This is a genomic window from Novosphingobium piscinae (assembly GCF_014230355.1).
Taxonomy (GTDB): domain Bacteria; phylum Pseudomonadota; class Alphaproteobacteria; order Sphingomonadales; family Sphingomonadaceae; genus Novosphingobium; species Novosphingobium piscinae.
Window position 1 is genome coordinate 25,442 of the sequence record NZ_JACLAX010000019.1, and the last position, 24,891, is coordinate 50,332.

General features: G+C 70.7%; 23 protein-coding genes, 1 other RNA gene and 1 pseudogene. 10 read left to right on the forward strand and 15 right to left on the reverse strand.

Going from position 1 to position 24,891, the window contains the following annotated elements; translation table 11 throughout:
• Nucleotides 1-18: 18 nt before the first annotated feature.
• The 3 genes from H7F53_RS14835 (at nt 19) to rnpB (ending at nt 1,831) form a co-directional block, all read left to right on the forward strand.
• On the forward strand, nt 19-657 hold the full coding sequence (locus tag H7F53_RS14835) for a histidine phosphotransferase family protein (RefSeq protein WP_379542809.1): 639 nt from the start codon (nt 19-21) through the stop codon (nt 655-657).
• 13 nt (nt 658-670) lie between these two features.
• Nucleotides 671-1,375, forward strand: a complete 705-nt coding sequence (locus H7F53_RS14840) for an N-acetylmuramoyl-L-alanine amidase (RefSeq protein ID WP_185680309.1) — start codon at nt 671-673, stop codon at nt 1,373-1,375.
• 22 nt (nt 1,376-1,397) lie between these two features.
• An RNA gene (gene rnpB, locus H7F53_RS14845) (RNase P RNA component class A) lies at nt 1,398-1,831 on the forward strand.
• Between the two features lie 53 nt (nt 1,832-1,884).
• On the opposite strand, the gene H7F53_RS14850 is transcribed toward rnpB, so the two are convergent.
• Nucleotides 1,885-3,195 carry a UDP-glucose dehydrogenase family protein gene (locus tag H7F53_RS14850; RefSeq protein WP_185680285.1) on the reverse strand — a complete coding sequence of 437 codons (1,311 nt, stop codon included), beginning with the start codon at nt 3,193-3,195 and terminating at the stop codon, nt 1,885-1,887.
• Entirely contained in the window at nt 3,192-3,992 is an 801-nt protein-coding gene (locus tag H7F53_RS14855) for a metallophosphoesterase (protein WP_221773759.1), read from the reverse strand. The genes H7F53_RS14850 and H7F53_RS14855 overlap by 4 nt, the downstream gene beginning before the upstream one ends.
• 213 nt (nt 3,993-4,205) lie before the next feature.
• Between H7F53_RS14855 and H7F53_RS14860 the strand changes: the two genes are divergently transcribed.
• A complete protein-coding gene (locus H7F53_RS14860; RefSeq protein ID WP_221773760.1) occupies nt 4,206-4,925 on the forward strand; it encodes a TorF family putative porin in 720 nt (239 codons plus the stop codon).
• Nucleotides 4,926-4,930: 5 nt separating this feature from the next.
• Here H7F53_RS14860 and H7F53_RS14865 read toward each other — a convergent pair.
• Nucleotides 4,931-5,366 (reverse strand): annotated as a pseudogene (locus H7F53_RS14865) (VOC family protein).
• Between the two features lie 81 nt (nt 5,367-5,447).
• Nucleotides 5,448-6,650: a Na+/H+ antiporter NhaA gene (gene nhaA, locus H7F53_RS14870; RefSeq protein WP_185680287.1), complete on the reverse strand. Its 1,203-nt coding sequence runs from the start codon at nt 6,648-6,650 to the stop codon at nt 5,448-5,450.
• A 96-nt stretch (nt 6,651-6,746) separates the two neighbouring features.
• Here nhaA and H7F53_RS14875 point away from each other — a divergent pair, with 96 nt between their 5' ends.
• The 5 genes from H7F53_RS14875 (at nt 6,747) to H7F53_RS14895 (ending at nt 12,806) form a co-directional block, all read left to right on the forward strand.
• Entirely contained in the window at nt 6,747-8,177 is a 1,431-nt protein-coding gene (locus tag H7F53_RS14875) for a glycosyl transferase family protein (RefSeq protein WP_246438928.1), read from the forward strand.
• The gene (locus H7F53_RS14880) at nt 8,174-9,259 is read left to right on the forward strand and encodes a hypothetical protein (protein ID WP_185680289.1); all 1,086 of its coding nucleotides are present in this window, start codon (nt 8,174-8,176) and stop codon (nt 9,257-9,259) included. Before H7F53_RS14875 ends, H7F53_RS14880 begins: the two co-directional genes overlap by 4 nt.
• 85 nt (nt 9,260-9,344) lie before the next feature.
• A complete protein-coding gene (locus H7F53_RS14885) occupies nt 9,345-10,259 on the forward strand; it encodes a sulfite exporter TauE/SafE family protein (protein WP_185680290.1) in 915 nt (304 codons plus the stop codon).
• Nucleotides 10,260-10,262: 3 nt separating this feature from the next.
• Complete coding sequence (locus H7F53_RS14890; protein WP_185680291.1) at nt 10,263-11,018, forward strand: TIGR02186 family protein; 756 nt, start codon at nt 10,263-10,265, stop codon at nt 11,016-11,018.
• A gap of 93 nt (nt 11,019-11,111) precedes the next feature.
• Complete coding sequence (locus H7F53_RS14895) at nt 11,112-12,806, forward strand: ATP-binding protein (RefSeq protein WP_185680292.1); 1,695 nt, start codon at nt 11,112-11,114, stop codon at nt 12,804-12,806.
• Nucleotides 12,807-12,916: 110 nt separating this feature from the next.
• Here the strand turns inward: H7F53_RS14895 and H7F53_RS14900 are convergent, their stop codons facing one another.
• The 7 genes from H7F53_RS14900 to H7F53_RS14930 all read right to left on the reverse strand — a co-directional run bounded on the left by H7F53_RS14900 (nt 12,917) and on the right by H7F53_RS14930 (nt 19,410).
• Nucleotides 12,917-14,407 (reverse strand): MATE family efflux transporter, encoded by a 1,491-nt coding sequence (locus tag H7F53_RS14900; RefSeq protein ID WP_185680293.1) that lies wholly within the window; start codon nt 14,405-14,407, stop codon nt 12,917-12,919.
• The gene (locus tag H7F53_RS14905) at nt 14,404-15,147 is read right to left on the reverse strand and encodes a 7-carboxy-7-deazaguanine synthase QueE (RefSeq protein WP_185680294.1); all 744 of its coding nucleotides are present in this window, start codon (nt 15,145-15,147) and stop codon (nt 14,404-14,406) included. The genes H7F53_RS14900 and H7F53_RS14905 overlap by 4 nt, the downstream gene beginning before the upstream one ends.
• 140 nt (nt 15,148-15,287) lie before the next feature.
• Nucleotides 15,288-15,821: a hypothetical protein gene (locus tag H7F53_RS14910; RefSeq protein WP_185680295.1), complete on the reverse strand. Its 534-nt coding sequence runs from the start codon at nt 15,819-15,821 to the stop codon at nt 15,288-15,290.
• A 64-nt stretch (nt 15,822-15,885) separates the two neighbouring features.
• A complete protein-coding gene (locus H7F53_RS14915; RefSeq protein WP_185680296.1) occupies nt 15,886-16,500 on the reverse strand; it encodes an ABC-type transport auxiliary lipoprotein family protein in 615 nt (204 codons plus the stop codon).
• Nucleotides 16,497-17,435, reverse strand: coding sequence for an MlaD family protein (locus H7F53_RS14920; RefSeq protein ID WP_185680297.1), 939 nt, complete (start codon nt 17,433-17,435; stop codon nt 16,497-16,499). The genes H7F53_RS14915 and H7F53_RS14920 overlap by 4 nt, the downstream gene beginning before the upstream one ends.
• Before the next feature lie 9 nt (nt 17,436-17,444).
• Nucleotides 17,445-18,305 carry an ABC transporter ATP-binding protein gene (locus H7F53_RS14925; protein ID WP_185680298.1) on the reverse strand — a complete coding sequence of 287 codons (861 nt, stop codon included), beginning with the start codon at nt 18,303-18,305 and terminating at the stop codon, nt 17,445-17,447.
• Nucleotides 18,306-18,309: 4 nt separating this feature from the next.
• A complete protein-coding gene (locus H7F53_RS14930; protein WP_185680299.1) occupies nt 18,310-19,410 on the reverse strand; it encodes an ABC transporter permease in 1,101 nt (366 codons plus the stop codon).
• 112 nt (nt 19,411-19,522) lie between these two features.
• Between H7F53_RS14930 and H7F53_RS14935 the strand changes: the two genes are divergently transcribed.
• Nucleotides 19,523-22,237 (forward strand): valine--tRNA ligase, encoded by a 2,715-nt coding sequence (locus H7F53_RS14935; protein ID WP_246438929.1) that lies wholly within the window; start codon nt 19,523-19,525, stop codon nt 22,235-22,237.
• A gap of 93 nt (nt 22,238-22,330) precedes the next feature.
• Here the strand turns inward: H7F53_RS14935 and H7F53_RS14940 are convergent, their stop codons facing one another.
• From H7F53_RS14940 to H7F53_RS14955, 4 genes are all read right to left on the reverse strand, one after another.
• Nucleotides 22,331-23,026, reverse strand: coding sequence for an ATP12 family chaperone protein (locus tag H7F53_RS14940; protein ID WP_185680301.1), 696 nt, complete (start codon nt 23,024-23,026; stop codon nt 22,331-22,333).
• 92 nt (nt 23,027-23,118) lie between these two features.
• Nucleotides 23,119-23,391 (reverse strand): hypothetical protein, encoded by a 273-nt coding sequence (locus tag H7F53_RS14945; protein WP_185680302.1) that lies wholly within the window; start codon nt 23,389-23,391, stop codon nt 23,119-23,121.
• Nucleotides 23,388-24,074 carry an HAD-IA family hydrolase gene (locus tag H7F53_RS14950; RefSeq protein ID WP_185680303.1) on the reverse strand — a complete coding sequence of 229 codons (687 nt, stop codon included), beginning with the start codon at nt 24,072-24,074 and terminating at the stop codon, nt 23,388-23,390. Before H7F53_RS14950 ends, H7F53_RS14945 begins: the two co-directional genes overlap by 4 nt.
• A complete protein-coding gene (locus H7F53_RS14955) occupies nt 24,071-24,673 on the reverse strand; it encodes an FMN-binding negative transcriptional regulator (RefSeq protein ID WP_185680304.1) in 603 nt (200 codons plus the stop codon). The genes H7F53_RS14950 and H7F53_RS14955 overlap by 4 nt, the downstream gene beginning before the upstream one ends.
• Nucleotides 24,674-24,891: the final 218 nt, after the last annotated feature.

Genomic DNA, 24,891 nt, shown 5'->3' on the forward strand with positions numbered 1-24,891 from the left:
AGCCGAGACTGCCAACTGATGAACACTTCGCTCGATCTTGCTGCCATGCTCTGCTCGCGGCTGTGCCACGACATGTTGAGCCCGGTGGGCGCCCTGACCAACGGGCTCGAGCTGTTCGCGGACGAGAAGGACCCCGCGATGCGCGGGCGCATCGTCGAGCTGCTGGAACAGAGCGCCAAGACCAGCGCTGACAAGCTCAAGTTCTTCCGCCTGGCCTTCGGCGCCGCCGGCGGGTTCGGCGAGCTGGTCCCGGTCGACGAGGCGAAGGCCGTGATCGAGGCGCTGATCGGCAACAACGGCCGGATCGAGGCGCGCTGGGCGCTCTCGGGCAATGCCCTGCCCAAGCCGGCAATCAAGATGCTGCTCAACCTGGCCCTGATCGGGATCGAGGCGCTGGTGCGCGGCGGCACGCTCGATCTCGGTGCCGAGCTGCGCGAGGGCGAGAGCGAGATCGTCATCCGCGCCGCCGGTCCGCGCATCGCTTTCGATCCGCTGGTCGGCCGCGCGCTCGAGGGCACGCTGGGCGAGGGCGAACTGTCGAGCCGCACCGCTCCGGCGGTGATGCTGCGCCAGCTGACCGACGAGCTGGGCGGTACGCTGCAGTCGATGCTGACCGGGGAGGCGCTGGTGATGGGCGCCGTGCTGCCCACGCGGTGAGGGCCTGATGGATCTGCGGTCCTGGCTCGTGCAGCGGCATGTGCGGTCACCCAACCGCAATGCCCGGCAGTTGCCGGTGACCATGATCGTGCTGCACTATACCGGGATGCGCACCGCGGCGGAGGCGCTCGAACGGCTGTGCGATCCGGCCGCCGAGGTTTCGGCGCACTACCTGATCGACGAGGACGGCACGGTCATCCAGTTGGTCGACGAGGCGGAGCGGGCCTGGCACGCTGGCCGGTCTTACTGGCGCGGGATCACCGACGTGAACTCGGCCAGCGTCGGGATCGAGCTGGTCAATCCCGGGCACGAGTTCGGCTACCGGGATTTCCCCAAGGCGCAGATCGATGCCCTGCTGCCGCTGCTGGGTGACATCCGGCGCCGCCACCAGGTGCCGCGCGGCAATGTGGTCGGTCATTCGGACGTGGCGCCGGCGCGCAAGCAGGATCCGGGCGAGCGCTTTCCCTGGCCGATCCTGGCCCGCCACAACCTGTGTCTGCCGACCCCCCGGCCATCGATGCGGCTGGTCTATGACAATCCCGGCGCCTTCACCCTCGCGCTCGAACGGTTCGGCTATGACATTTCCGACGAGGCCGCTGCGGTCCGCGCGTTCCAGCGGCGGTTTCGGCCCAGCCTGATCGATGGCGTGATCGACGGCGAATGCGGCGCGCTCCTGTTTGAACTGCTGCTCGAACGCGACCTTGGCCATACCCGCTGAACCTGCTAGGCGCCGCGATGCACCGGGGGGCCGGGCAGCCGCGTCCTTCGACAGGCTCAGCATGAGCGGGTTGAAGGCCGAGGAAAGTCCGGGCTCCACGAAACAAGGGTGGCGGGTAACGCCCGCCGGCCCCCGGCAACGGGGGTCAGGGACAGTGCCACAGAGAGCAGACCGCCACACCCCGGCTCCGGCCGGGACGGCAAGGGTGAAAGGGTGCGGCAAGAGCGCACCGCGCGACCGGCAACGGAAGCGGCAAGGCAAACCCCACCCGGAGCAAGACCGAATAGGGGCGGCGTGCTGGCAACAGCGGGTCTGTTTCGGACCTGATCGCCCGGGTTGGTCGCTGGAGCGCCGCAGCAATGCGTCGCCGAGAGGAATGGCTGCCCCGGCCGATACGGTCTCTCTTCAGGGATACCGTCGGTCGGACAGAACCCGGCTTACAGGCTCCCCGGTGCACCGGTTCCGCCTGGATCCTCCCCGCTGACGGGGAGGATCGCGTTCCCGCTGTCCTACGGCCGCCCGATGCTGGTATAGGCGAAGCCCTTGGCGCGGACTTCGTCGGGGCGGTAGACATTGCGCAGGTCGATCAGCACGGGGGTCTTGACCAGCGCCTTGACGCGGTCGAGATCGAGCGCGCGGAAGGCGTCCCACTCGGTGACGAGCGCTACCGCATCGGCCCCGGTCACCGCCTCGGCGGCGCTGCCGACCATGGTCACGCCGGGCATCAGCGGTGCGGCCATCTCCATGCCCTCGGGATCATAGGCGGTCACCTTGACGCCAGCGTCCTGCAGCGTCTGGGCGATCGCGATCGCCGGGGCATCGCGCATGTCGTCGGTGTTCGGCTTGAAGGTCAGCCCGAGCAGGGCGACGGTCTTGCCGCGTGCGGCCTCGGCCCCGCCCAGCGCCTCGATGACCTTGCGGCCCATCGCCCGCTTGCGGCTGTCGTTGACCTTGGCCACGGCCTCGACGATCCGCAGCGGGGCATCATAGTCCTCGGCGGTCTTGAGCAGCGCCAACGTGTCCTTGGGGAAGCACGAGCCGCCGTAGCCGGGGCCGGCGTGGAGGAACTTGGAGCCGATGCGGTTGTCGAGCCCGATCCCGCGCGCCACGTCCTGGACGTTGCCGCCCACCTTCTCGCAGAGATCGGCGATCTCGTTGATGAAGGTGATCTTGGTCGCGAGGAAGGCATTGGCCGCGTACTTGATCAGCTCGGAGCTGCGCCGGCTGGTGAACAGCAGCGGGGCCTGGTTCAGGAACAGCGGGCGGTAGACCTCCTGCATCACCTGACGGCCGAAATCGTCCTCGGCGCCGATGACGATCCGGTCAGGCCGCTTGAAGTCACCGATCGCGGCGCCTTCGCGGAGGAATTCGGGATTGGAGACGACCGAGACCGGGAAGGCCAGGCCCGCGTCGGCGAGGATCCGCTCGACCTCGTCGCCGGTGCCGACCGGCACGGTCGACTTGGTGACGATCACCGCCGGGGCCTTGAGGTGCTCGCCCACTTCGCGCGCCACGGCATGGACGAACGACAGGTCGGCATGGCCGTCGCCGCGCCGCGAGGGCGTTCCCACCGCGATGAAGATCGCCTGGGCGCCGTCGATCCCCTCGGCCAGCGACGTGGTGAAGGACAGCCGGCCGGCCTTGACATTGCCGGCGACCAGCTCGGCGAGGCCCGGCTCGTAGATCGGCATGACGCCGGCCTGGAGCCGCTCGATCTTGCCGGGGTCCTTGTCGATGCACACGACATCGTGCCCGAAATCGGCCAGGCAGGCCCCAGAAACCAGGCCGACATAGCCCGAACCCACCATGGCGATCTTCATTCAATACTCCTCGACTGGCACCGCACGATGCCCCCGGCATCGATGCTGGTCTCGATCAGCCATCGCGACCTGCCCTCCAGCGCCAGCGCGGTCAAGCGTCCAGAACGGAATGCACCGGTGTCGATCCCGATCCGGTTGGGCTGCCAATCGACCTCGTCGGTGATGGTATGACCATGGACCACCACCACGCCGTGATCCCCGGCATGGGTCAGGAAGGTGCCGCGGATCCAGCGCAGATCGTGCGGCGACTGGGCCTCCAGCGGCACACCGGGACGAATGCCGGCGTGGACGAACAGGTAGTCGCCGATCCGTACCATCGCCTCGCCGGCCCGGAGAAAGGCGATGTCTTCGGCCGGGATGGCCTGGGCCATCGCCTGCTGGATCGGCTCGACCGCCTCGGTGGCGGCGAGCAGCTGCGGGTCGAGCGGGTAGCTCAGCAGGGTCTCGCGCCCGCCATAGCGCAGGAATCCGCGCAGGATCTCGGGCTCGGCCAGGCTGCGCAGGAGCATCTCCTCGTGGTTGCCCATCACCATTCGCACGCTCCGGCGCGCCGCGAGGGCCCGTGCGGCGGCCACCACGGCGGCGCTGTCGGGGCCGCGGTCGATCAGGTCGCCGAGCAGGACCAGCGTGGTGGCGGCGGGCGTGCGGTTGGCGTCATCCTGCTCGATCGCTGCGACCAGCGCCGCAAACAGGTCGGCCCGGCCGTGCACGTCACCGATCGCATAGACTCGCTGGCCCGCCGGCACGGTGGCCGCGCCGGGCGGTTCCGGGGTCCGGAAGCGAAAGAGGTTTCGCAAGCTAATCAGAGCCGTAGCCTCCCGATGGGGCCGACATATGCCGCCTGGGCCCGAACGACAACCACCTCGCCGTCGGCAAACGACTGCAGAGCGGCGGAATCGCCCGGTGGGGTCGTCGGGGGCTTGCGCCGCGGCATGACCGCGGCAATGGACGGACCCATGGTCTTGAGGAGGGGAGTGCCGCGCTTGAGGTCTCGTCTTGTCCGCACCGCCTTGGTCGCAGCGCTCCTGACCGGGACGGTCGGCCCCGGGCGAGCGCAGGACGTGCCGACCGGGGCGCTCTCGCTGCGCGGCGAGATCGCGCTGGTCAGTGATTACCGCTTCCGCGGGGTCTCGCGGTCGGGCGGCGATCCGGCGCTGCAGGGCCTGGTCGAGCTCGACCATGCCAGCGGGCTGCAGGCCGGCCTGTGGGCCTCGCGGCTGGCCGGGGATCCGGTCCAGGGCGATCTGCAACTCGACCTTTTCGCCAGTTACGGCCGCGAACTGCTCTCCGGGGTGACGTTCACCGGAGGCCTGCAGTACTCCGCCTTTCCCTCGGCGATCCGCGGACGGCGCGGGCTGTTCGAGCCAATGGTCGCGGTGGCGACCAGCTATGGCCCGGCGCGGCTCAGCCTGGGCGCGCGCTATGCCTGGCCTCAGGCGGCGCTGGGCGCGGGGGACAGCGACAGCCTTTACCTGCACGGCACGGTCGACCTGGCCGTCCCGGGGACCCCGCTGACCCTGACCGGCCGGCTCGGCCGGCAGGCCGGACCCTTGCCCCTGGCCTCGGCGGCACTGGCGGCGGGCGGTGTCGCCTGGGACTACGCCCTTGGCGCGACCGCAACGCTGGGGGGACGCTGGACGCTGGGGGCGGCGCTGGTCGGCAGCGACCGCCCGTACCGCTCCGGCCTGACCGGCGAGCGGCTGGTCGGGACGCTCGCGCTGGGCTTCTGAGGCGCCTACCAGCTGCCGCTGTTGGGCATCGAGGCCCAGGGCTCCTGCGGTGGCAGATGGCCGTCCTGCAGCAACTCGATCGAGATCCCGTCGGGGGTCTTGACGAAGGCCATGTGCCCGTCCCGTGGGGGGCGGTGGATCGTGTGGCCCGCCGCCCGGAGCCTTGCGCAGGTCTCGTAGATGTTCTCGACCCGGTAGGCGAGATGGCCGAAATTGCGCCCGCCGCCATAGACCTCGGCCGGGCTGCCGTCGGCCGGCGGCCAGTTGTAGGTCAGTTCGACCTCGGCGCTGCCCTCGTCACCGGGGGGCCATGAAGATCAGGGTGAAGCGGCCCTGCTCGCTGTCGAACCGGCGGACCTCCTCCAGCCCGATCAGGTTGAGGAAGGCAATGGTCGCGTCGGGATCGGTGACGCGGATCATGCTGTGCAGAAACTTGGGCACGCTGGGCTCCTTGCTGGTCGAGCGGTCCTCGCACAGCGGGTGGCTTGCAGCAAGCGGGCGGCGGGATCGGCCGGGCCGGAGTCAGGTCGGGGCGCGGGCGCTCCGCAGCAGCGCATAGCCGAGCAGCGCGGCCAGCAGCGAGCCCGCGACGATTCCCAGCTTGGCCGCCTCGATCTGTTCGGGCGCCCCGGGGAAAGCCAGGTTGGCGATGAACAGGCTCATCGTGAAACCGATCCCGCACAGCGCGGCAAGGCCCCACAGCTGGCGCAGGGTCGCGCCGGCAGGGCGCGGGGCGAACCCGGTGCGCTCGGCCAGGATGATCGCCCCGAACACGCCGATCTGCTTGCCCAGGAACAGCCCGCCCGCCACGGCCAGCGGCAGGGGTTCAAGCGCCTCGCCAAGCCCTCCGCCCAGCCCGACCCCGGCATTGGCGAAGCCGAACAGGGGGACGATGACATAGGCGTTCCACGGCGCCAGCCCGTGCTCGAGCCGCAGCAGCAGGCTGTCACCGTTCTCCTGGCTGGGCTGGAGGGGGATCGTGAAGGCGGCCAGCACCCCGGCGATGGTCGCGTGGATTCCGGAGTGGAGCACGGCGAACCACAGCCCCAGGCCGAGCACCGCATAGGCCGCCCAGTGCGGGAAGCGCCGCCGCCCCAGCCCGGCCATGGCCAGCCACAACACGGCGGCGAGGGCGAGCCAGCCGGTCGCGACCGCGGGGGTATAGGCGAGGGCGATGATCAGCACGGCGCCGAGATCGTCGACGATGGCGACGGTCAGCAGGAACAGGCGCAGCGACGGTGGTAGGCCGCGACCAACCAGTGCGAGGACCCCGACCGCGAAGGCTATGTCGGTGGCTGCTGGGATCGCCCAACCGCTGCTCAGGCTTGCTCCGGCTGGTCCCGACAGGCCGTGGGCCAAGGCAAGATAGACCAGCGCGGGGCAAGCCATGCCGGCCAAGGCGGCGAGCACCGGCAATCGCCGCCGCGACGGACTGGCCAGTTCGCCGTCGAGGACCTCACGTTTGATCTCCAGCCCTACGACGAAGAAGAACAGGGCCATCAGTCCGTCGTTGATCCACAGCTCGAGCGAGCCGAGGTGGGACAGCGGGGTCCAGGCCAGCGGGCCGTGGATCAGCCGGTGATAGCCCTCCTGCCCCGGCGAGTTGGCGAGGGCGATCGCCGCGCCCGCGGCCGCCATCAGCAGCAGCGCCGCGCCGGCCTCGCCATGGGCCAGGGCATTGAGGCGGGTGGCGAGCCGGGTGAAGGCATGGCGGCGCGGTGTCATGCCGGTCACCCTGCGCCGGGCCGCGCCGGCTTTGCAACCTGGAACAATTGTAATAAGCCCGTTTACAGGGTTGCGCCGGGCTGCGGAGGTCAGGCGTTGGGGGCGGAAACAGGCGCGGGGCTTGCATCGACCGGACTGGCGCTGCTCCATCATGAGCTGCTGCTCTTCGCCGGTTTCTGGTTGCTGCTGGGCCTGATCGACGATCTGTTGATCGACTGCCTCTGGCTGCTCCTGGTGGCCCGGGGCCGGGCGCAATCCCGCCGGTTGCCGGCAGGCTTTGCCGCGCGTCCGCTCCGCGGGCCGCTCGCCGTGCTGGTCCCGGCCTGGCAGGAGGCGGCCGTGATCGGCACCACGGTGCGTCACGCGCTGGCCGTCTGGCCGCACCCGGAGTTGCGGCTCTATGTCGGCTGCTATGCCAGCGATCCGGCGACCCGGCTGGCGGCCGAGCAGGCCGGCGATGGCGATCCGCGCCTGCGCGTCGTGACGGTTGCCCCCGCCGGGCCAACCACCAAGGCGGACTGCCTCAACGGCCTTTACCGCGCGCTCGTCGCCGACGAGGCGGCCGGCGGCCAGCGGGTCCGGGCCGTGGTGCTCCATGATGCCGAGGACATGGTCCACCCCGCCGAACTCGCCGTGTTCGACGCGGCGCTGGCCGAGGCGGAGTTCGTCCAGCTCCCCGTTCGGGCCGAACCGCTGGAGGGCTCGCTGTGGGTGGCGGGGCACTATCTCGACGAGTTTGCCGAGGCCCATACCAAGGCGCTGGTGGTCCGCACGGCCTTGGGGGCCGCGCTGCCGGCGGCGGGCGTGGGCTGCGGCTTCAACCGCGACCTGCTTGATCGCCTGGCCCGGATCCGCGCGGCGGCGGGGCCGGCACCGGACAGAACCGGCGCCAGTGCCGGGCCCTTCGCGCCGGACTGTCTGACCGAGGATTACGAAATCGGCTGGCGGATCGCGCGGACCGGCGGGCGCGGCCGCTTTTTGCGGTTGCGCGACCATGCCGGCCAGCTGGTCGCGACCCGGGCCTGTTTCCCCGACCGGTTCGACCGCGCGGTCCGCCAGAAGACGCGCTGGACGCTCGGGATCTGTTACCAGGGGTGGGATCGCCTCGGCTGGTCGGGCGGGCTGGTCGATCGCTGGATGGCGCTGCGCGACCGGCGCGCGCCGATGGCGGCGGCGGTCCTGCTGGCGGCCTATGCCGCGCTGGGCTGCACGGCCCTGCTGGCGCTGGCGGTCTCGCCGGCCGCGGCCCGCGCGGCGCTGATGCCGGACTGGGCCGGGCCGTTTGTCCTTGCCTGCGGGGCGGGGCTGGCGTGGCGGCTGGTCTGGCGCGGCCTGTTCGTGGCGCATGAATATGGCCCGGCCGAGGGATTGCGCGCGGTGCTGCGGGCACCGGTCAGCAACCTCGTGGCGATCGCTGCCGCGCACCGTGCCTTGCGGGTCTACCTGCAGAGCCTGCGCGGCCGACGCGTCCGCTGGGACAAGACCGGCCACCGCCATCATCCGGCGGCCCGGGGGCAGCCCCGATGAGTCGCGGCGCGGCGCGCACCGGCCAGCCGGTCTGGACCCTGGCGACGATCCTGCTCGGCTGGGGGCTGGTGCGGATCGGCGCGCAGCTGGTGGGGGCGCCGGGCGTCCCGGTCGAGGCACCGCCGCTCGCCCGCGGGCGGCTCCCCCTGCGCGACATTGCGGCCGAAGGGGTGGCCGTCGCTTTCGCGGCGGGGCAGCCACGCAGGTTGGTGATCCCTGGCGGCGACGCGAAAGCGGACGCGGCAGAACCGGCGCCGACCGGTCCACCCCGCATTGTCCGGGTCGAGCTGGCCGGACCGCAGGCAGGGCTGCGCGCCGCCGGGGGCCCTGATGGGCCAGCGGCGACGGCGGTGGAGCCGCACGGCGCTCCACCCTCGGCGGCTCCGCCTGCGGGGCTACCGCACTTGGACCCGCCGGCGGGGCGCACCCGGTCCGGACTGCGGATCGCGGGCGATGGCTGGGTGCTGCTACGCGGTGCGAGCGCGGCCGGTGCGGTGGCGGGTCCGCGCTATGGCGCCAGCCAGGCCGGGGCGATCCTGCGGCTGCGGCCGGGAGGGGCGGTCGCAGCACGCGGTTTTGCCTATCTGCGCGCCAGTGCGGCGCTGGAGCTGCCGGCGCAGGAGGCAGCCATGGGGCTGGGCTGGCGTCCGCTGCCCACGCTGGCGCTCGATCTCACCGCCGAACTGCGGGTCGATGCCGGTGTCGGTGGCCAGCGGGTGCGGCCGGCCGTCGGGCTGGTCGGGCAGGTCCCGACGCGGCGGCTCGGGCGAGGGCTGCAGGCCTCCGCCTATGCCCAGGCCGGGTGGGTGGGTGGCCGCGAGGCCACGCCCTATGCCGATGTCCACGGCCTGATCGACGCTGACCTGGGCGCCGCCACCGGGCTGCCGCTGCGCGCTGGCGCGGGGGTCTGGGCGGCCGGGCAGCGCGGGGCGACCCGGCTCGATCTGGGGCCGACGCTGACCCTGCCGCTGCGGCTCGGTCCGGGGCTGCAGGGCCGCCTCCAGGCCGACTGGCGGCAGCGCGTGGCGGGGCAGGCGGCGCCAGGCTCCGGACCGGCACTGGTGCTGGCCGCCTCATTCTAGCCGCAGACCGGCAGGCCGGCGGGCCGGCCGGGCGGGGATTGGCGCTTTCCCCTCGGCGGGAGACGTTCTAGGCTGCCGGCGAACGATGAACGTCTACCTTCCCATCGCCAACCTCGCGGTCAACGGCCTGGTCATCATCGCGCTGGGCGGGCTGACCGGATTGCTGTCGGGTATGTTCGGTGTGGGCGGGGGGTTCCTGACCACGCCGCTGCTGATCTTCTACGGCGTGCCACCGACTGTCGCCGCCGCCTCGGCCGCCAGCCAGGTGACCGGGGCAAGCGTCTCCGGCGTCTTCGCGCACAGCCGCCGTGGCGGGGTGGATTTCCTGATGGGCGGGGTGCTGGTGGCCGGAGGGGTGATCGGCACGGCGATCGGCGCGCTGCTCTTTCGTGTCCTCACCGCGCTGGGCCAGATCGATACCGTGATCAACGTGCTCTACGTGCTGCTGCTCGGTGGGATCGGCGGGTTCATGGCGCGCGATTCGATTCGCGAAATCCGGGCCCGCACCCGCGGCCAGCCGCTTGCCGCGCGCAAGCGGCGGCACCATCCGCTGGTCGCCAATCTGCCGCTGCGCTGGCGGTTCTACCGCTCGGGCCTCTACATCTCGCCGCTCGCCCCGCTGCTGCTCGGCATGACCACCGGGGTGCTGACCATGCTGATGGGCATCGGCGGTGGCTTCGTGCTGGTCCCGGCCATGCTCTACATTCTCGGGATGAGCGCCAGCGTGGTGGTCGGCACCTCGCTGTTCCAGATCCTGTTCGTCACCATGGCGACGACGATGATGCACGCCCTGACCACCAAGGCGGTGGACATCGTCCTGGCCGTGCTCTTGCTGCTTGGCTCAGTCACCGGGGCCCAGCTTGGGGCGCGGATCGCCCAGCGCGTCCAGCCCGAACGGCTGCGGCTGGTGCTGGCCGGGATCGTCCTGGTCGTCGCGCTGCGCATGGCGCTGGGGCTGACTTATCGCCCCGACGCGATCTACACCCTGGCCCCGCTCTAGCCGATGCTGCGCGCGCTCCTTGCCCTGGTCTGCCTCGTCCTGCTCGGCGGCGCCCGCGATCCGATCCTCGTCCCCGAGGTGTCGCAGCACGAGGTGCAGGTTCGGCAGGGCTTCACCGGGACCGAACTGCTGCTCTACGGCGCGATCCTCGATCCGCAGGGGACCCGGGCCGGGCGCGACTATGACATCGTCGTGGTGCTCAAGGGACCGACCCAGTCGATCACGCTGCGCGAAAAGCAGAGGTATGCCGGGATCTGGGTCAACGCCGCGAGCGCGCGGTTCCGCTCGGCCCCCTCGTTCTACGCCGTCGCCTCGTCGCGCCCGCTTGACCGGATCGTCGATCCGCGCACCGCGGCCATTTACGAGCTCGGGCTGCCGTTCCTGCAGCTCTCGCCGATCGGCAGTTTCCAGACCGAGGAGCAGATCCGCTTCGCCGCGGGGCTGGTCCAGCTGATGACCAACCAGAAGCTCTACCAGGAGGACCCGACCGGGGTGACCGTGAACGAGCAGGTGCTCTACCAGGCGCGGATCAAGCTGCCGTCCAACGTCCAGACCGGGACCTATACTGCCGAGACCTTCGCGGTGACCCGCGGCGCGGTGGTCGCCTCGGCGATCGCCCGGGTCGAGGTCAAGAAGCGCGGGTTCGAGCGTCTTGTCGCCGAGTTCGCCCAACACTCGGCTTTCCTCTACGGCCTGCTCGCCGTGGCCGTCTCGGTGGCGATGGGCTGGATCGCCGGTCGCCTGCTGACCCCCGGATGATCGCCCGGGCGACTGCGCGGGACATCTTTGCCTGACGTTAACCCTCCCGCCCGTAGGTTTGCGGCCGTGACGACAGCAACCAGCGGCGGACGCATGACCAACATGAGCATGAGCGGGTTCGATCAGGCCCATCCCGCAACCGGGGCCGATGTGCCCGCAGGCTTCCGGGTCGAGGGGCGCCACGGCAATGCCGCCGAACCGATCGGGGTGGTGCTCGATATCGCCGGCTCGTCGTCGCTGGTCGCGTTCGACCTGCAGCGCCTGCAGGAGTGCGGCGAGGACGAGGATCCCTCGATCGCGCTGGCCGGCCAGGTCGGCAGCGCGATCAAGATCCGCGTCGGGCGCGGCTGGCTGCTCGCTAGCGTGCGGACCCAGCGGCAGGATCCCAAGTCCGGCAGCGGCGTGCTCGCCAACATCGACTTCCTCGGCGAGGGCGACGAGGAGAAGCTGACCGGGCGGATCCACGGCTTCCGCCGCGGCGTGACGCGCTTCCCGATCCCCAGCGCGCTGGTCTATCCCGCCAGCAGCAGCGACCTGCGCCAGATCTACGCCAGCGACGGCCGCTCGGCGATCCAGATCGGCACCGTCTTCCCCACCCGCGACATCCGCGCCGGCGTCTACATCGACGCGCTGCTTGGCAAGCACTTCGCCCTGCTCGGCTCGACCGGCACCGGCAAGTCGACCAGCGCTGCGCTGATCCTGCACCGCATTTGCGAAATGGCGCCGCAGGGCCACGTGGTCATGATCGACCCGCACGGCGAATATGCCTCGGCCTTCCGCAATACCGGGGTGATCTTCGACACCACCAACCTGCAGCTGCCCTACTGGCTGATGAATTTCGAGGAGCACTGCGAGGTGCTGCTGACCTCGCACGGCACCGACCGTGCGGTCGATGCCGACATCCTCGCCAAGTGCCTGCTCCAGGCGCGGATGAAGAGCCGCCTCGCCGAGGGCCTCGGCAAGGTCACGGTCGACAGCCCGATCCCCTATCTCCTCTCCGACCTGGCCGCGATCCTCCAGAACGAGGCGGGCAAGCTCGACAAGAGCACCAGCTCGGTCCCCTACATGCGGCTCAAGAGCAAGCTCGACGAGCTCAAGGGCGACCCGCGCTACCAGTTCATGTTCTCCGGCGTGCTGGTGGGTGACACCATGGCCGACTTCATCGGCAAGATCTTCCGCCTCCCGGCGATGGGCAAGCCGATTTCGATCGTCGACGTCTCGGGCGTGCCCTCGGAGGTGACCTCGACCGTGGTTGCCGTGCTCGGCCGCCTGATCTTCGACTTCGCGATCTGGGCCCGCGACGAGGAGACCCGGCCGGTCCTGCTGGTCTGCGAGGAGGCGCACCGTTACGTCCCCAGCGAGCGCAACGCCGACGGCTCGTCGGTCGGGCGCGTGCTCTCGCGGATCGCCAAGGAAGGCCGCAAGTACGGGGTCAGCCTGGGGCTGATCACGCAGCGCCCCTCCGATCTGGCCGAAGGCGTGCTGTCGCAGTGCGGCACGATCATCGCGATGCGCCTCAACAACGAGCGCGACCAGGCCTTCGTCCGCGCCGCCATGCCGGAAGGCGCCAAGGGCTTCCTGGATTCCATCCCGGCGCTGCGCAACCGCGAGTGCATCATCTCGGGCGAGGGCGTCTCGATCCCGGTGCGCGTCTCGTTCGACGAGCTCGAGGAGGTCCGCCGGCCGGCCTCGGCCGATCCCTCGATCACCGAGCTGTGGAGCAACTCCGGCGGCGAGGAGGACATGGTCCTGCGCACCGTGATGCGCTGGCGCGCCCAGGGCCGCTAGAGCGTCTACCAACCAGATGGAACCATCGGGTGACCCGGAAAACGCGGCGAAACCAAAGTCCGGAGTGATCCGTCCGGTGTTGTCGGTACGGATTTCGCTCTAGACCGGGCTCACCCCCGGCCTGCCGCGGCCGGTGCCGCCCCGGGGTAGATCCCGGTGCGGTTCTTGCGCCAGCCGCCGCGGGTATAGGCCAGCACGGTCAGCCCCAGCGCCACGGCCGAGCTGGCCGGATAGGACCACCACAGCGCCTCGCTGCCGATCAGGTGATAGACGCTGAAATAGAACCCCATCCGCGCCGGGTAGAAGGCGATAAACAGGATCACCAGCGGCAGCATGACCGCGCCATAGGCGCGCATGGTCCCGGTCATCACCATCATCACCCCCGACAGCATGAACGACCAGGTGCAGATCAGCTGGATGTGCCGGGCGATCGGGATGGCCGGGCTGTCGTGCCCAAGGAACAGGGCGAGCAGCGGCCGGTCGAAGCCGACGATCAGCACGGCCAGCACCCCGGTCATGATGAGGTTGGCGGCCACGCCATAGAGGGTCACCGCGGCCGCGCGGCGATGATCGTCCGCGCCGATCGACTGGGCGACCATCGCGCTGACCGCCGAGCCGATCGCGAAGGCCGGCATCTGGAGGTAGTTCCACAGCTGCATCGAGGCGCCATAGGCGGCGGTAGTGTCGAGCCCCTCGCGGTTGACCAGTCCGACCATGACCAGCTGCGCCGCCGCGATCAGCAGCATCTGCGCGCCCATCGGCAGGCCCTTGGTGACGATGTAGCCAAGTTCGCTGGCGACCGGCCGGAGATAGGCCAGCTCGGCTCCGCGCAGGCGCAGCGGCAGGTCCTTGCGGTAGAGCACCACCACCAGCAGCACGACCCCGGCGAGGTTGGCGATCGCGGTGGACAGTGCCGATCCGGCGATGCCCAGCGGCGGGATCGGGCCGATCCCGCGGATCAGCAGCGGATTGAACGCGATGTCGATCACCACGGTCAGGATCATTGCATAGAGCGGGGTGCGCGCATCGCCGGCACCGCGCAGCCCCATCGACAGCATCATGGTGAGCGTGCCGAACGGCAGCGAGAGGAAGATCACCCGCAGGTAGGCGTCGGCCTCGGCCATGCTGGCGCCCGGGGTCGCCATCAGCCGCAGCAGCTGGGGCGAGGCGAACCAGCCGGCGATCGCCACGGCCAGCGAAAGCAGGGTGCAGAAGCCGGTCCCGGCCCCGAAGGTGCGCCGCGCCGCATCGATGTTGCGCGCGCCGTAGTGCTGGCCGACCTTGACCGTGGTGGCCATGCCGAAACCGAACACCGCGGAGAACAGCAGGAAGGTGATGACGTTGGCATTGGCCGTGGCGGCCAGCGCGCTTTCGCCGATCAGCCGCCCGACCCACACCGCGTTGACCGAGCCGTTCAGCGTCTGCAGCACGTTGGACAGGAGTGTCGGGATCGAGAACAGCAGCAGCGTGCGCAGGATCGGACCCTGCGTCAGGTCGCCGCGACGGGCGGCACCCGGCTGGCTGGCTCCGGGCTGGCTGGCTCCGGGCTGGCTGGCGCCTGACTGGGCGGCGGCCCCCGGGTCGGACGTGGCGTCGGTCATGTCCCCCGTGTGTCGCCGTAAAGGTGAATGTGCAACCTGTCAGTAAGCCGCCAGCCTTCGGCGAGGACCAGCGGGGCCAGCCAGCGCAGGCGCTCGGTGAGGATGGCGGGGCGCGTGCCCTCGGGCATGATGAACACCCGGTCGGACACGAAGGCGTGGCGCCGGGCGAGTTCGCGCACCTCGGCCAGATCGTCCGGCGTGGCCACCACGAACTTGAAGAACGCCCGCGGTTCGGCCGCCCAGGCGGCCAGCCGCTCGGCGGGCAGCGCCAGTTCGGCGGGATTGCCGCTGTGCGCCAGCTTGGGGCTGACATTGTACTGGTGAACCAGCGGGTCGAGCGCGGGATGCGGGGCGACGGTGCCGTTGGTCTCGATCTCGACGTGCCCGGCGGGCCGCAGCACCGCCAGTGCATCGAGCAGCCGGGCCAGCGCCGCCCCCTGCAGCAGCGGCTCGCCGCCGGTGATCACCAGCCGGTCGGGCCCGAGCGCGGCGATCCGCGCGGCCACTTCGGCCTCGGCCAGGGCCAGCTGGTTGTCGCCCCGGTCGAAGGCCAGCCCGTCGCGGTGCGGCCGGTTGTCGCCGGTGAAGCGCCAGGTGTAGGCGGTGTCGCACCAATGGCAGGCCAGGTTGCAGCGCGACAGCCGCACGAACACGCTGGGCCGCCCCAGCGACGGCCCTTCGCCCTGCAGCGAGGCGAAGATCTCGGGCTCGCCGGGGACCGTGGTGGCGAGGGTCAGCATGGGCCGGAGCGGGGGGTGGTTGACACGGTTGACAGGGTCCAGGACGGCCATCGCTTCCCAGCCGGGCGGCACTGGTCGGAAGGCGGCAGGGCAGGATGCGGACAGCGCGGCACGTCCCCGCCTTGTCAGATCGGAGCGCGCTAGGAAACCGTTTTGCGCGGTGGGCGCTCACGCTCGGCGGTCAATCGGATATGCGGCCAGCGGGCGACCATCGCTTCGGCCCAGCTGCGGATCGAGCCCGGGATGACCGTCTCGTCGAGGTAGGGCAGGCGTTCGCCGGCCTGGTCGTAGACATGGATCTCGTCGGAATCGCTGCCTTCGATCAGCCGGATGGAGGCGATCTGGCCCACCGGGATCTGCGCCGCATCGCCGGGATGGCGGTCGGTGCGGTTCTGCCACCAGCGCAGTTCGCTGGTGGCGGGATCGAAGCTCAGACCCCGTTGCGGGTTGGTGATCAGCGGGCCCAGGGCCATGGCGACAAACCCCAGGCCCATCACCGCGGCGATCGGCACCAGCCAGGGCGCGCATTCGCCGCTGTCGTTGCAGTTGCTCGCCGGCTCGATCGTGAAACCGCCGTAGGCGAATGCCGCGCCCACCAGCAGCATCAGCCAATACTGCAGGTCGGTGCGCGCGCTGCGCCGACAGAACAGGGGGTCGGTGCGAAACCAGGCCATGGCCGGTCTCTAGCCCGCGCGGGTCAAGCGTTCGTCAACCGGAATGGCTAACGTACCCGCGCGGTCAGCCGATCCAGTCAGCCACCTCGGCGGCGACGGCATTGGCCGCGCGGTTGAGCGCGGGGGCAACGGTGGCGGCCTCGGCCCGGCTGACCGGGACGCGGCTCTCGAAGCGCCGGGTGGCAATGGCGCCGCCCGGCCGGGTACGCACCGCGTCGAACCGGACCACCACGGCCTGGCTCGCCGCGTCGTAGCCAAGCGCGAGCAGCCGCCCGCTCAGCCGGTCGCTGCCCGCCGCGGCGCGATCGTCGGCCGCGAAAACCAGGCGCTTGCCCTTGGCGCGGATCGTCTCGGTGAGCAGTGCGCCGAACAGCCGGGCGGGGCGTTCGACCCACAGCGCATCCTTGAGATAGGCGACATTGGCGGGATCGACCGTCACCGCCACGCGCTGGACGGCCAGCGTCCGGTCGACCTCGGGGTCGAAGACCACCAGCGCATCCTCAGCCTTGCCGCTTGCCCCAGCTCCCGCGGCGACCGCGCTGGCCGAGGTCAGCGTGAGCAGGGTGGCGGGCGGCTTGCCGCTGCCGAGACGGATGCAGCCGGACAGCGCCAGGGCGCATCCCGCGGCGAGGAGCAGCGACGGAACGAGGCGGCGCAGGGGCAAGGGCGGGGTCCTCATGGCTGGTAGTCCGGCAGCTTGGACTTGCCGAGCAAGGCGCCGGCGCCCTGATCGTCGATCTTCTGGGTGATGTCGCGCAGCGCCCGCGAGGTTTCGCGCAGGTCGCGGATCGCGGCCTCGGCGGCGGGCAGGGTCGAGGTTGACAGCTCGCGGGCGGCGGGCCGGGCCTCATTGACCGTCATCTTGAGCGCGTCGGCCGCCTGCTTGGCCGCGGTCAGCGTCTCGCGCAGCTGGCGGGCCAGCGGCTGGCCCTCGTTGGCGAGCAGGCCATTGGCATGGATCGCGGTCTGCTCGAAGGCGGCCAGCGTGGTGCTGGCCTGGCCGAGCGTGACCTGCAGCTCGGCGAGGGTCCGCTCGATCTGCGGCGAGGCGTCGGCGAGGTTGGCGGACATCCGGTCGGTATTGCTGAGGATGTTCTCGATCGACTGCTGGTTCTTGTCCGAGAGCAGCAGGGTGAGCCGTTCGGACAGGGTGGCCAGCCGCTCGAGCAACAGCGGGGCGTTGTTCAGCAGCGCGCCGAGACCGCCGCGCTTGGTCGGGATCACCGGCGCGCCCTCGGGCCCGAGCTCGGTGATCGGCGGGGCGCCCTTGACCGCGCCCTCGAGCTGGATGGTCGAGACCCCGGTAAAGCTGCCGAGGATCGTGGCGGTGGTGCCCTGGAGGATCGGCACCTTCTCGTCCACGCGGATCCGCACCCGCACGAAGCTGGGATCGCGTGGCCACAGCTCGATTCGCTCGATCTGTCCGGCGGGCACGCCGGCGAAGGTCACCTGCGAGCCCATCGCCAGCCCGTCGACCGATTGCTTGAAAAAGATGTCGTAGGCGTCCTGGTTGCCCTCGTTGAGACGGGCGATCCAGACCACGAAGGCGGCGACCAGCGTCAGCAGCGCCAGCGTGACCACCCCGACCCAGACATGGTTGGCTCTGGTTTCCATGACGCGATGCTATGCTCCCCCTGCGGCGGACTTGTCCACCATGTCGGCCGCGGCGCCGGCCCGCGCGCGGCTGTCGCGCGCCGCCCGCCCCCGGGGACCATTGAAGTATTGCTGGATCCACGGATGGTCGGTGGCGAGCAGTTCGGGGATGGTCCCCACCGCGATCACCCGGCCATCGGCCAGCACCGCCACCCGGTCGCAGATCTCGTAAAGCGTATCCAGATCGTGGGTGATCAGGAACACGGTCAGCCCGAGCGTCTCCTGCAGCGCGCGGGTCAGCCGGTCGAAGGCGGCGGCGCCGATCGGGTCGAGCCCGGCGGTCGGCTCGTCGAGGAACAGCAGTTCCGGATCGAGCGCGAGCGCGCGGGCCAGCCCGGCGCGCTTCTTCATCCCGCCCGACAACTCGGCCGGATACTTGCCGACCGCCTCTTCCGGCAGGCCCGAGAGCATCACCTTGTAGGCGGCGATCTCGTGCAGCAGCGCATCCCCCAGTTCGGGGTAGAACTCGCGCAGCGGGACCTCGACGTTCTCGCCCACGGTCAGCGTCGAGAATAGCGCGCCGCCCTGGAACAGCACGCCCCAGCGCGCGCGGATATCGATGTCGTCGTCGTCGCGGGCATCGGTGATCGACCGGCCGAGGACGGTGATCGAACCGGCTGCGGGCACCTGCAGCCCGATGATCGAGCGCATCAGCACCGACTTGCCCGTGCCGGACCCGCCGACCACGCCAAGGATCTCGCCCTTGCGCACCCGCAGCGAGAGGTCGCGGTGGATCACGTGGTCGCCGAACCGGTTGACCAGCCCCTCGATCACGATCGGGTCGGTCGCGTCGCCGGTCTCGGCCGGGAGGTGGGGGGCGGGCTGGTCCATCACCTCAGCCCCAGCCGATATTGGTGAAGAACACCGCGAAGAAGGCGTCGAGCACGATCACCATGAAGATCGCCTGGACCACCGCCATGGTGGTCCGCGCGCCGACCTCCTCGGCATTGGCCTTGACCTGCATGCCCTGGTAGCATCCGGCCATGGCGATGATCGCGCCGAAGAACGGGGCCTTGATCATGCCCACCCACAGGTCGCGGATCGGGACCACCTCCTGGATGCGCAGCAGGAAGGTCATGAACGGGATGCCCAGCGCCACGTCCGAGATCGCCGCTCCGCCGATGATCGAGATCACCGCGGCATAGAACCCCAGCAGCGGCATCATCAGCACCGAGGCCAGCACCCGCGGCACCACCAGCACGATCATCGGCGAGACGCCGATGGTGCGCATCGCGTCGACCTCCTCGGTCAGCTTCATCGTGCCGAGCTGCGCGGCGAAGGCCGAGCCCGAGCGGCCCGCCACCATGATCGCGGTCATCAGCACGCCCAGCTCGCGCATGGCGAGCCGGCCGGTGAGGTTGACCGTGTAGACCTCGGCGCCGAACTGCTGGAGCTGGACCGCGCCCTGCTGGGCGATGACGATGCCGACCAGGAAGCTCATCAGCCCGATGATCCCCAGCGCCGAGACCCCGACCAGCTCGAGCTGGCGGACCAGCGCCTTGCCGCGCATCGCGCCGGGGTGGCGCAGGATATGGCCGAGCGCGACGATCAGCTGGCCGAGGAAGCCGACCACGCCGAGCGTGCCCTGCCACCAGCCCACCACCAGGTCGCCGACCGCGCCGGGCACCCGCTCGCTCAGCTCGGCGCGCGGCGCGCGCACGTCGGGATCGGCCCGCGCGCCGCTTACCGCATCGATCAGGCGGCGGGCCTCGGCGCTGGCGCCGGTGATCTCGGCGCCGCTGTCGCGTGCCAGCCGCCAGGCGGTCCAGGCGCCCACCGTGTCGATCGCCGTCACCCCGGCAAGGTCGACCGCCCCGACCGGCTGGTCGAGCCCGCGCAGCGCCTGGTCGAGCGGGCCCACGGTCGCCACGGTGAGCGGCCCGGAGAGCGCGATTGTCCCATCGTCACGGGCGGAAAATTCGGCTGGTTGCCTCATCAGGACCGGTTCATGCGGGAAAAGCCGGGGCACGACAAGGGTGGCGATCGGATCGCGCGGCCGCAGCGCAGCCGGCTTGCGCCGGCGGGACCGCGCTGGCATGGCGCCAGCCATGACTGCCCCGGACACTCCGCTCGACAAGACCTTCGACCCCGCTGCCATCGAGGCGCGGTGGTATGCCCATTGGGAAAGCCACGGCCTGTTCCGGCCGGCGCGCCCTGCGGCGCAGCCGTTCACCATCGTCAACCCGCCGCCCAACGTCACGGGTTCGCTGCACATCGGTCATGCCCTGGACAACACGCTGCAGGACATATTGATCCGCTACGAGCGGCTGCGCGGCAAGGATGCGCTGTGGGTGGTTGGCACCGACCACGCCGGCATCGCCACCCAGATGGTGGTCGAACGCCAGCTCGAGGCGCGGCAGGACAAGCGCACCAACTATTCGCGCGAGGACTTCATCGCCAAGGTGTGGGAATGGAAGGCCGAGAGCGGCGGCACCATCACCCGCCAGCTGCGCCGGCTGGGCTGCTCGATGGACTGGTCGCGCGAGCAGTTCACCATGGACCCGCATTTCACCACGGCCGTGGTGAAGGTTTTCGTCGACCTCTACAACCAGGGCCTGATCTACCGCGACAAGCGCCTGGTGAACTGGGACCCCAAGCTGAAGACCGCGATCTCCGACCTCGAGGTGGAGACCCGCGAGGTCAAGGGCGGCTTCTGGCACTTCAAGTACCCGCTGGCCGACGGCGTGACCCGCGACGACGGGCTCGACTACATCGAGGTCGCCACCACCCGGCCCGAGACCATGCTGGCCGACATGTGCGTGGCCGTGCACCCCGAGGACGAACGCTATGCCAGCGTGATCGGCCAGGAGATCCTCCAGCCGCTGACCGGCCGGCGGCTGCGCATCGTCGCCGACGAGCATGCCGATCCGGCGCTCGGCTCGGGCGCGGTCAAGATCACTCCCGGGCATGATTTCAACGACTTCGAGGTGGGCAAGCGCGCCGGGATCAAGCCGGCGGACATGCTCAACATGTTCGACGCCGAGGCCCGCGTGGTCCAGACCGCCGACGGGCTGGTGCCGGACAAGTACCTGGGGCTGGACCGCTTCGACGCGCGCACCGCCATCGTCGCCGACATGAAGGCGGCCGGCTGCCTGATCCCGCACGTGATCAAGGACAAGGAGGGCAACGAAACTCTCCACGACGCCGAACCGCGCACGATCCAGACCCCCTTCGGCGACCGCGGCGGCGTGGTGATCGAACCCTGGCTGACCGACCAGTGGTACGTCGATGCCGAAACTTTGGCCCAGCCGGCGATCGCCGCGGTCAAGAGCGGCGCGATCGAGATCGTCCCCAAGACCTGGGAGAAGACGTTCTTCAACTGGATGGAGAACATCCAGCCCTGGTGCGTCAGCCGCCAGCTGTGGTGGGGGCACCGGATTCCGGCGTGGTACGCCGAGGATGGCTCGGTCTACGTGGCCGAGACCGAGGCCGAAGCGCAGGCGCTGGCCGGCAACAAGCCGCTGACCCGCGACGAGGACGTGCTCGACACCTGGTTCTCCTCCGCCCTCTGGCCCTTCGCCACGCTGGGCTGGCCGGAAGAAAATCCTCCCCGGCACGGGGAGGAAAGCCTCCTCGCCCGCCACTATCCCAACGACGTGCTGATCTCCGGCTTCGACATCCTGTTTTTCTGGGATGCGCGCATGGCCATGCAGGGGCTGCACTTCATGAAGGAGGTGCCGTGGCGCAAGCTCTACCTCCACGGGCTGGTCCGCGCCGCGGACGGGCAGAAAATGTCCAAGTCGAAGGGCAACGTGGTCGATCCGCTCGGCCTGATCGACCAGTACGGCGCCGATGCCCTGCGCTTCTTCATGGCGGCCATGGAAAGCCAGGGCCGCGACGTGAAGATGGATGAGAAGCGGGTCGAGGGTTACCGCAACTTCGCCACCAAGCTGTGGAACGCGGCGCGCTTCTGCCAGTCGAACGGCGTCGGCGGCAGCGCGTCGGTCGCCGCTCCGGCCGCGACCAGTGCGGTCAACCGCTGGATCGTCGGCGAAGTGGTCGAGACCGTGGCCGCGCTCGATCAGGCGCTGGCCGACCTGCGCTTCGATGCGGCGGCCAACACCATCTACCACTTCGTCTGGGACCAGTTCTGCGACTGGTACATCGAGCTGGTGAAGGGCAGCTTCGATGACGAGACCCGGGCCGTCGCCGGCTGGGTGCTCGACCAGATCCTGGTCACGCTCCACCCGTTCATGCCCTTCGTCACCGAAGAGCTGTGGTCGAAGCTGGGGGATCGCCCCCATGAGCTGATCGTTGCGCAGTGGCCGGCGCCGCAGGCCGCGGTCGATCCCGCAGCCAAGGCCGAGGTCGAATGGCTGATCGCGCTGATCGGCAACCTGCGCACCGCCAAGAACGAGCTGGGCATCGCCCCGGGCGCCCGGCTCGACGCCTATCTGCCCGAGGCCAGCGAGGCGACCCGTGGGATCATCGCGCGCAATCCCGGCGCGATCGACCGGCTGGCGCGGCTCAATGGCATCCACTTCGCACCGGCCCCGGCCGGGGCGGCAATGCAGGTGGGGGCGGGCGACGCCAACATCGTGATCCCGCTCGAGGGCGTGATCGACATCGCCGCCGAGAAGGCGCGGCTCGAGAAGGCGCTGGCGGCGGCTCAGAAGGAAGCCAAGTCGCTCGAGGGGCGGCTGGGCAATCCGGCCTTCGTCGAGAAGGCCAAGCCCGAGGCGGTCGAGAAGGCCCGGGCCGACCATGCGCTGCACGCCGCCGAGGCCGAACGCCTGACCACCGCGCTGGCGCGGCTGGGCTGAGGCCCCGGTCGCGGGGCTGCCATGGCCCCCTTGCCTTTCCGGGGAAGGGCCGGGAGCGGAGCCAGCGCCCCCCGCCGGCTTCTCCCCCGCGTCCTAGCCCCGCGCGAGACGGGCGAAGGTGGCGGCGGCGAGGAAGGCCTCGCGGCGGCGTTCGCGGCGCGCGGCGGCTTCGGCATCGTGGCCCCAGCGTTCGGCCTGCCAGTCCTCCTCGAGATTGGCCGCCAGCCACAGCGCCTCGGGCGCGGCCCCGTCCTCCAGCGCCGCCAGCCCGATCACCAGCGAGGCGGCCAGCCCGGCGAGGTTGCGCAGCGCGGCCAGCCCGAAATCGTCGGCCTCGGCCAGGATCGTCTCGAGCCGGGCCATGGTCCCGGCCGGCTGCGGCCGGTGGATGACCCCGCCGATCCGGGTGAAAGCCAGCCCGTGACGGGCCTCGGCGGCGACCAGCAGCGGTTCCCACACACGGTCCTGCTCGCGCCGCAGACTGTCGCCCGGCTCGGCGCGGTAGCACAGCGTGTCGGTCTCGCCGTAGGGCAGCAGCTCGCGGATCGCCTGGGCGCGGTCCGGGCCGACCACGTCGATCGCGTAGTCGGTCATGTCGCGGTAGACGAAGCGCGCCGGGTCGATCTGCTCGCCCTGGCCGGCCCATTCGCTGGCCAGCCCTTCGGCGAGCCCGCGGCTGGGGACCACCTGCAACCGGCCGCCGACCGACTTGAGCGGCCGTCCGTCGAGCGTGACCCGCCAGCCGCCATCCTGTTCGACGACCGCGACGTCCTGGTAGAAGCGCTTCATGGCAATCCTGATCCGAAGGTCTGATCGGGGCAGCTCGCCGGCTCCGGCCGGCTTGTCCCCAAAAGGCCCGGAGTGGGCCGGGGATCGGGCGGTCAGCCCGGTGTCTTCCAGCGGCGGGCGAGGATCTTCGGCATCAGGAAGACATCGACGAAGCCGACCAGGGTGAGGATCACGCCCAGCCACCATGGCGAGTCGATCCGCCGCTCGGTGATCATCACCCCGAGCAGCACGCACAGCGCGCCGCTCATCCGCAGCAGGGTGATGGCGATGAAGCGGGCCTTTGCCGGATCCTTGGCGGCAGGATCCTTCGCGGCCGGCTCCTGCGCCGGGGCGGGCGGGGCATCGGGGGTGGGCGTCTCGCTCATCGCAGCAGGTAGGTCCTCAGCTCGTCAATGGTGGCGGCAACATACTCTGCACCGGCCTCGATCAGTTCCTCGGGCTCGTGATAGCCCCAGGCCACACCGATCGCACGGACCCCGGCTTCGACCGCCATCAGCATGTCATAGGCGGTATCGCCGATCATCACGGCCTGCTCGGGCCGCGCCCCGGCGGCGGCCAGTGCCGCCTCGAGCATCGCCGGGTGGGGCTTGGACGGATGCCGGTCGGCGGTTTGCAGCGTCACGAACAGGTGGGCGATGCCGTGGGTGTCGAGACAGTGCTCGAGCCCGCGGTCCGACTTGCCGGTGGCAACGCCGAGCGTGCAGCCGGCGGCGACCAGCGCCCCGAGCAACTCGGCCATGCCGGCGAACAACGGTTCGGACAGCTCACCGGCGGCTCGGGCCGCACGGAAGGCAGACTTGTAGGCATCGACGATGTCGCGGACCGCCTCGTCGTCGCTGTCGGGAGCCAGGCGGCGCACCGCCTGGGGCAGCGACAGGCCGACCGAGCGACGGATCAGTCCGGCTTCGGGGGTGGGCAGGGCGAACTGGGCGAAGGCCGCGCCCATCGCCGAGACCACCGCGCCCTGACCATCGACCAGCGTGCCGTCGCAGTCGAACACGATCAGGCGGGGTTCGCCCGGCCGGGCCGGGGTGCCTGCGGCGGTCATGGCGCAAGCCTCCGCATCAGTTCGGCCAGGGCCGGCGCGCCGGTGCGGTCGAGCCCTGCGGCGACCCGCGCGCGCTCCTCCGCGGGTTTGTTCTGCGAGAGCTTGAAGGTCGGGCGCCAGGCCGCGATCTCCAGCTCGAAGCCGATGATCCCGTCGAGCAGGCGGGCCATCCGCTCGGGCGGGACCTTGTCCATCGTCCACGGCGCCGCCGGGTTGACCCGTTCCTCGTGCCGGGCCGAGACGGTCTCGAGCAGGCCATGGAGTCCCTCTGCCGTCATCCGCCGCACCCGTCCTTCCATCTCGACCGCCACATAGTTCCAGGTCGGCACCTGGCCCTGATCGGCATACCACGCCGGCGAGACATAGGCATCGGGTCCGTTGACCACGGCCAGCGCCTGGGCCCCGTCGATCCAGCGGGCCAGCGCGTTGCCGCGCGAGAGGTGGAACTGCACCGCCCCGTCGCCGGTTGACAGCAGGGGCACGTGGGCCACCCGCGGGCCGTCGGGCGTGGTCAGGAAGACCATGCCGAAACCCACCTCTGCCACCACGGCCTCGAGCAGGGCGCGATCATCGTGACGGAACGCGGCGGCGGGATGCATCAGCGCGCTTTCGGTCCCGGACGGCGAGGGCTGGAGCCGGGGCCGGGGCGGGGACGGGCGGCGGGCCGGCCAGTGGGCTTGCCGCCGGGCTTGCCAGCGGACTGGCCGGATGCGCCGCGCGGAGCCGCCCGGCCGGTCGGCTTGCCGGCGGGCGGCCCGCCCGTCTTGCCGCCCGTCTTGCCGGCCGCCTTGCCAGTCGCGGGGCCGCCACGGGCGCG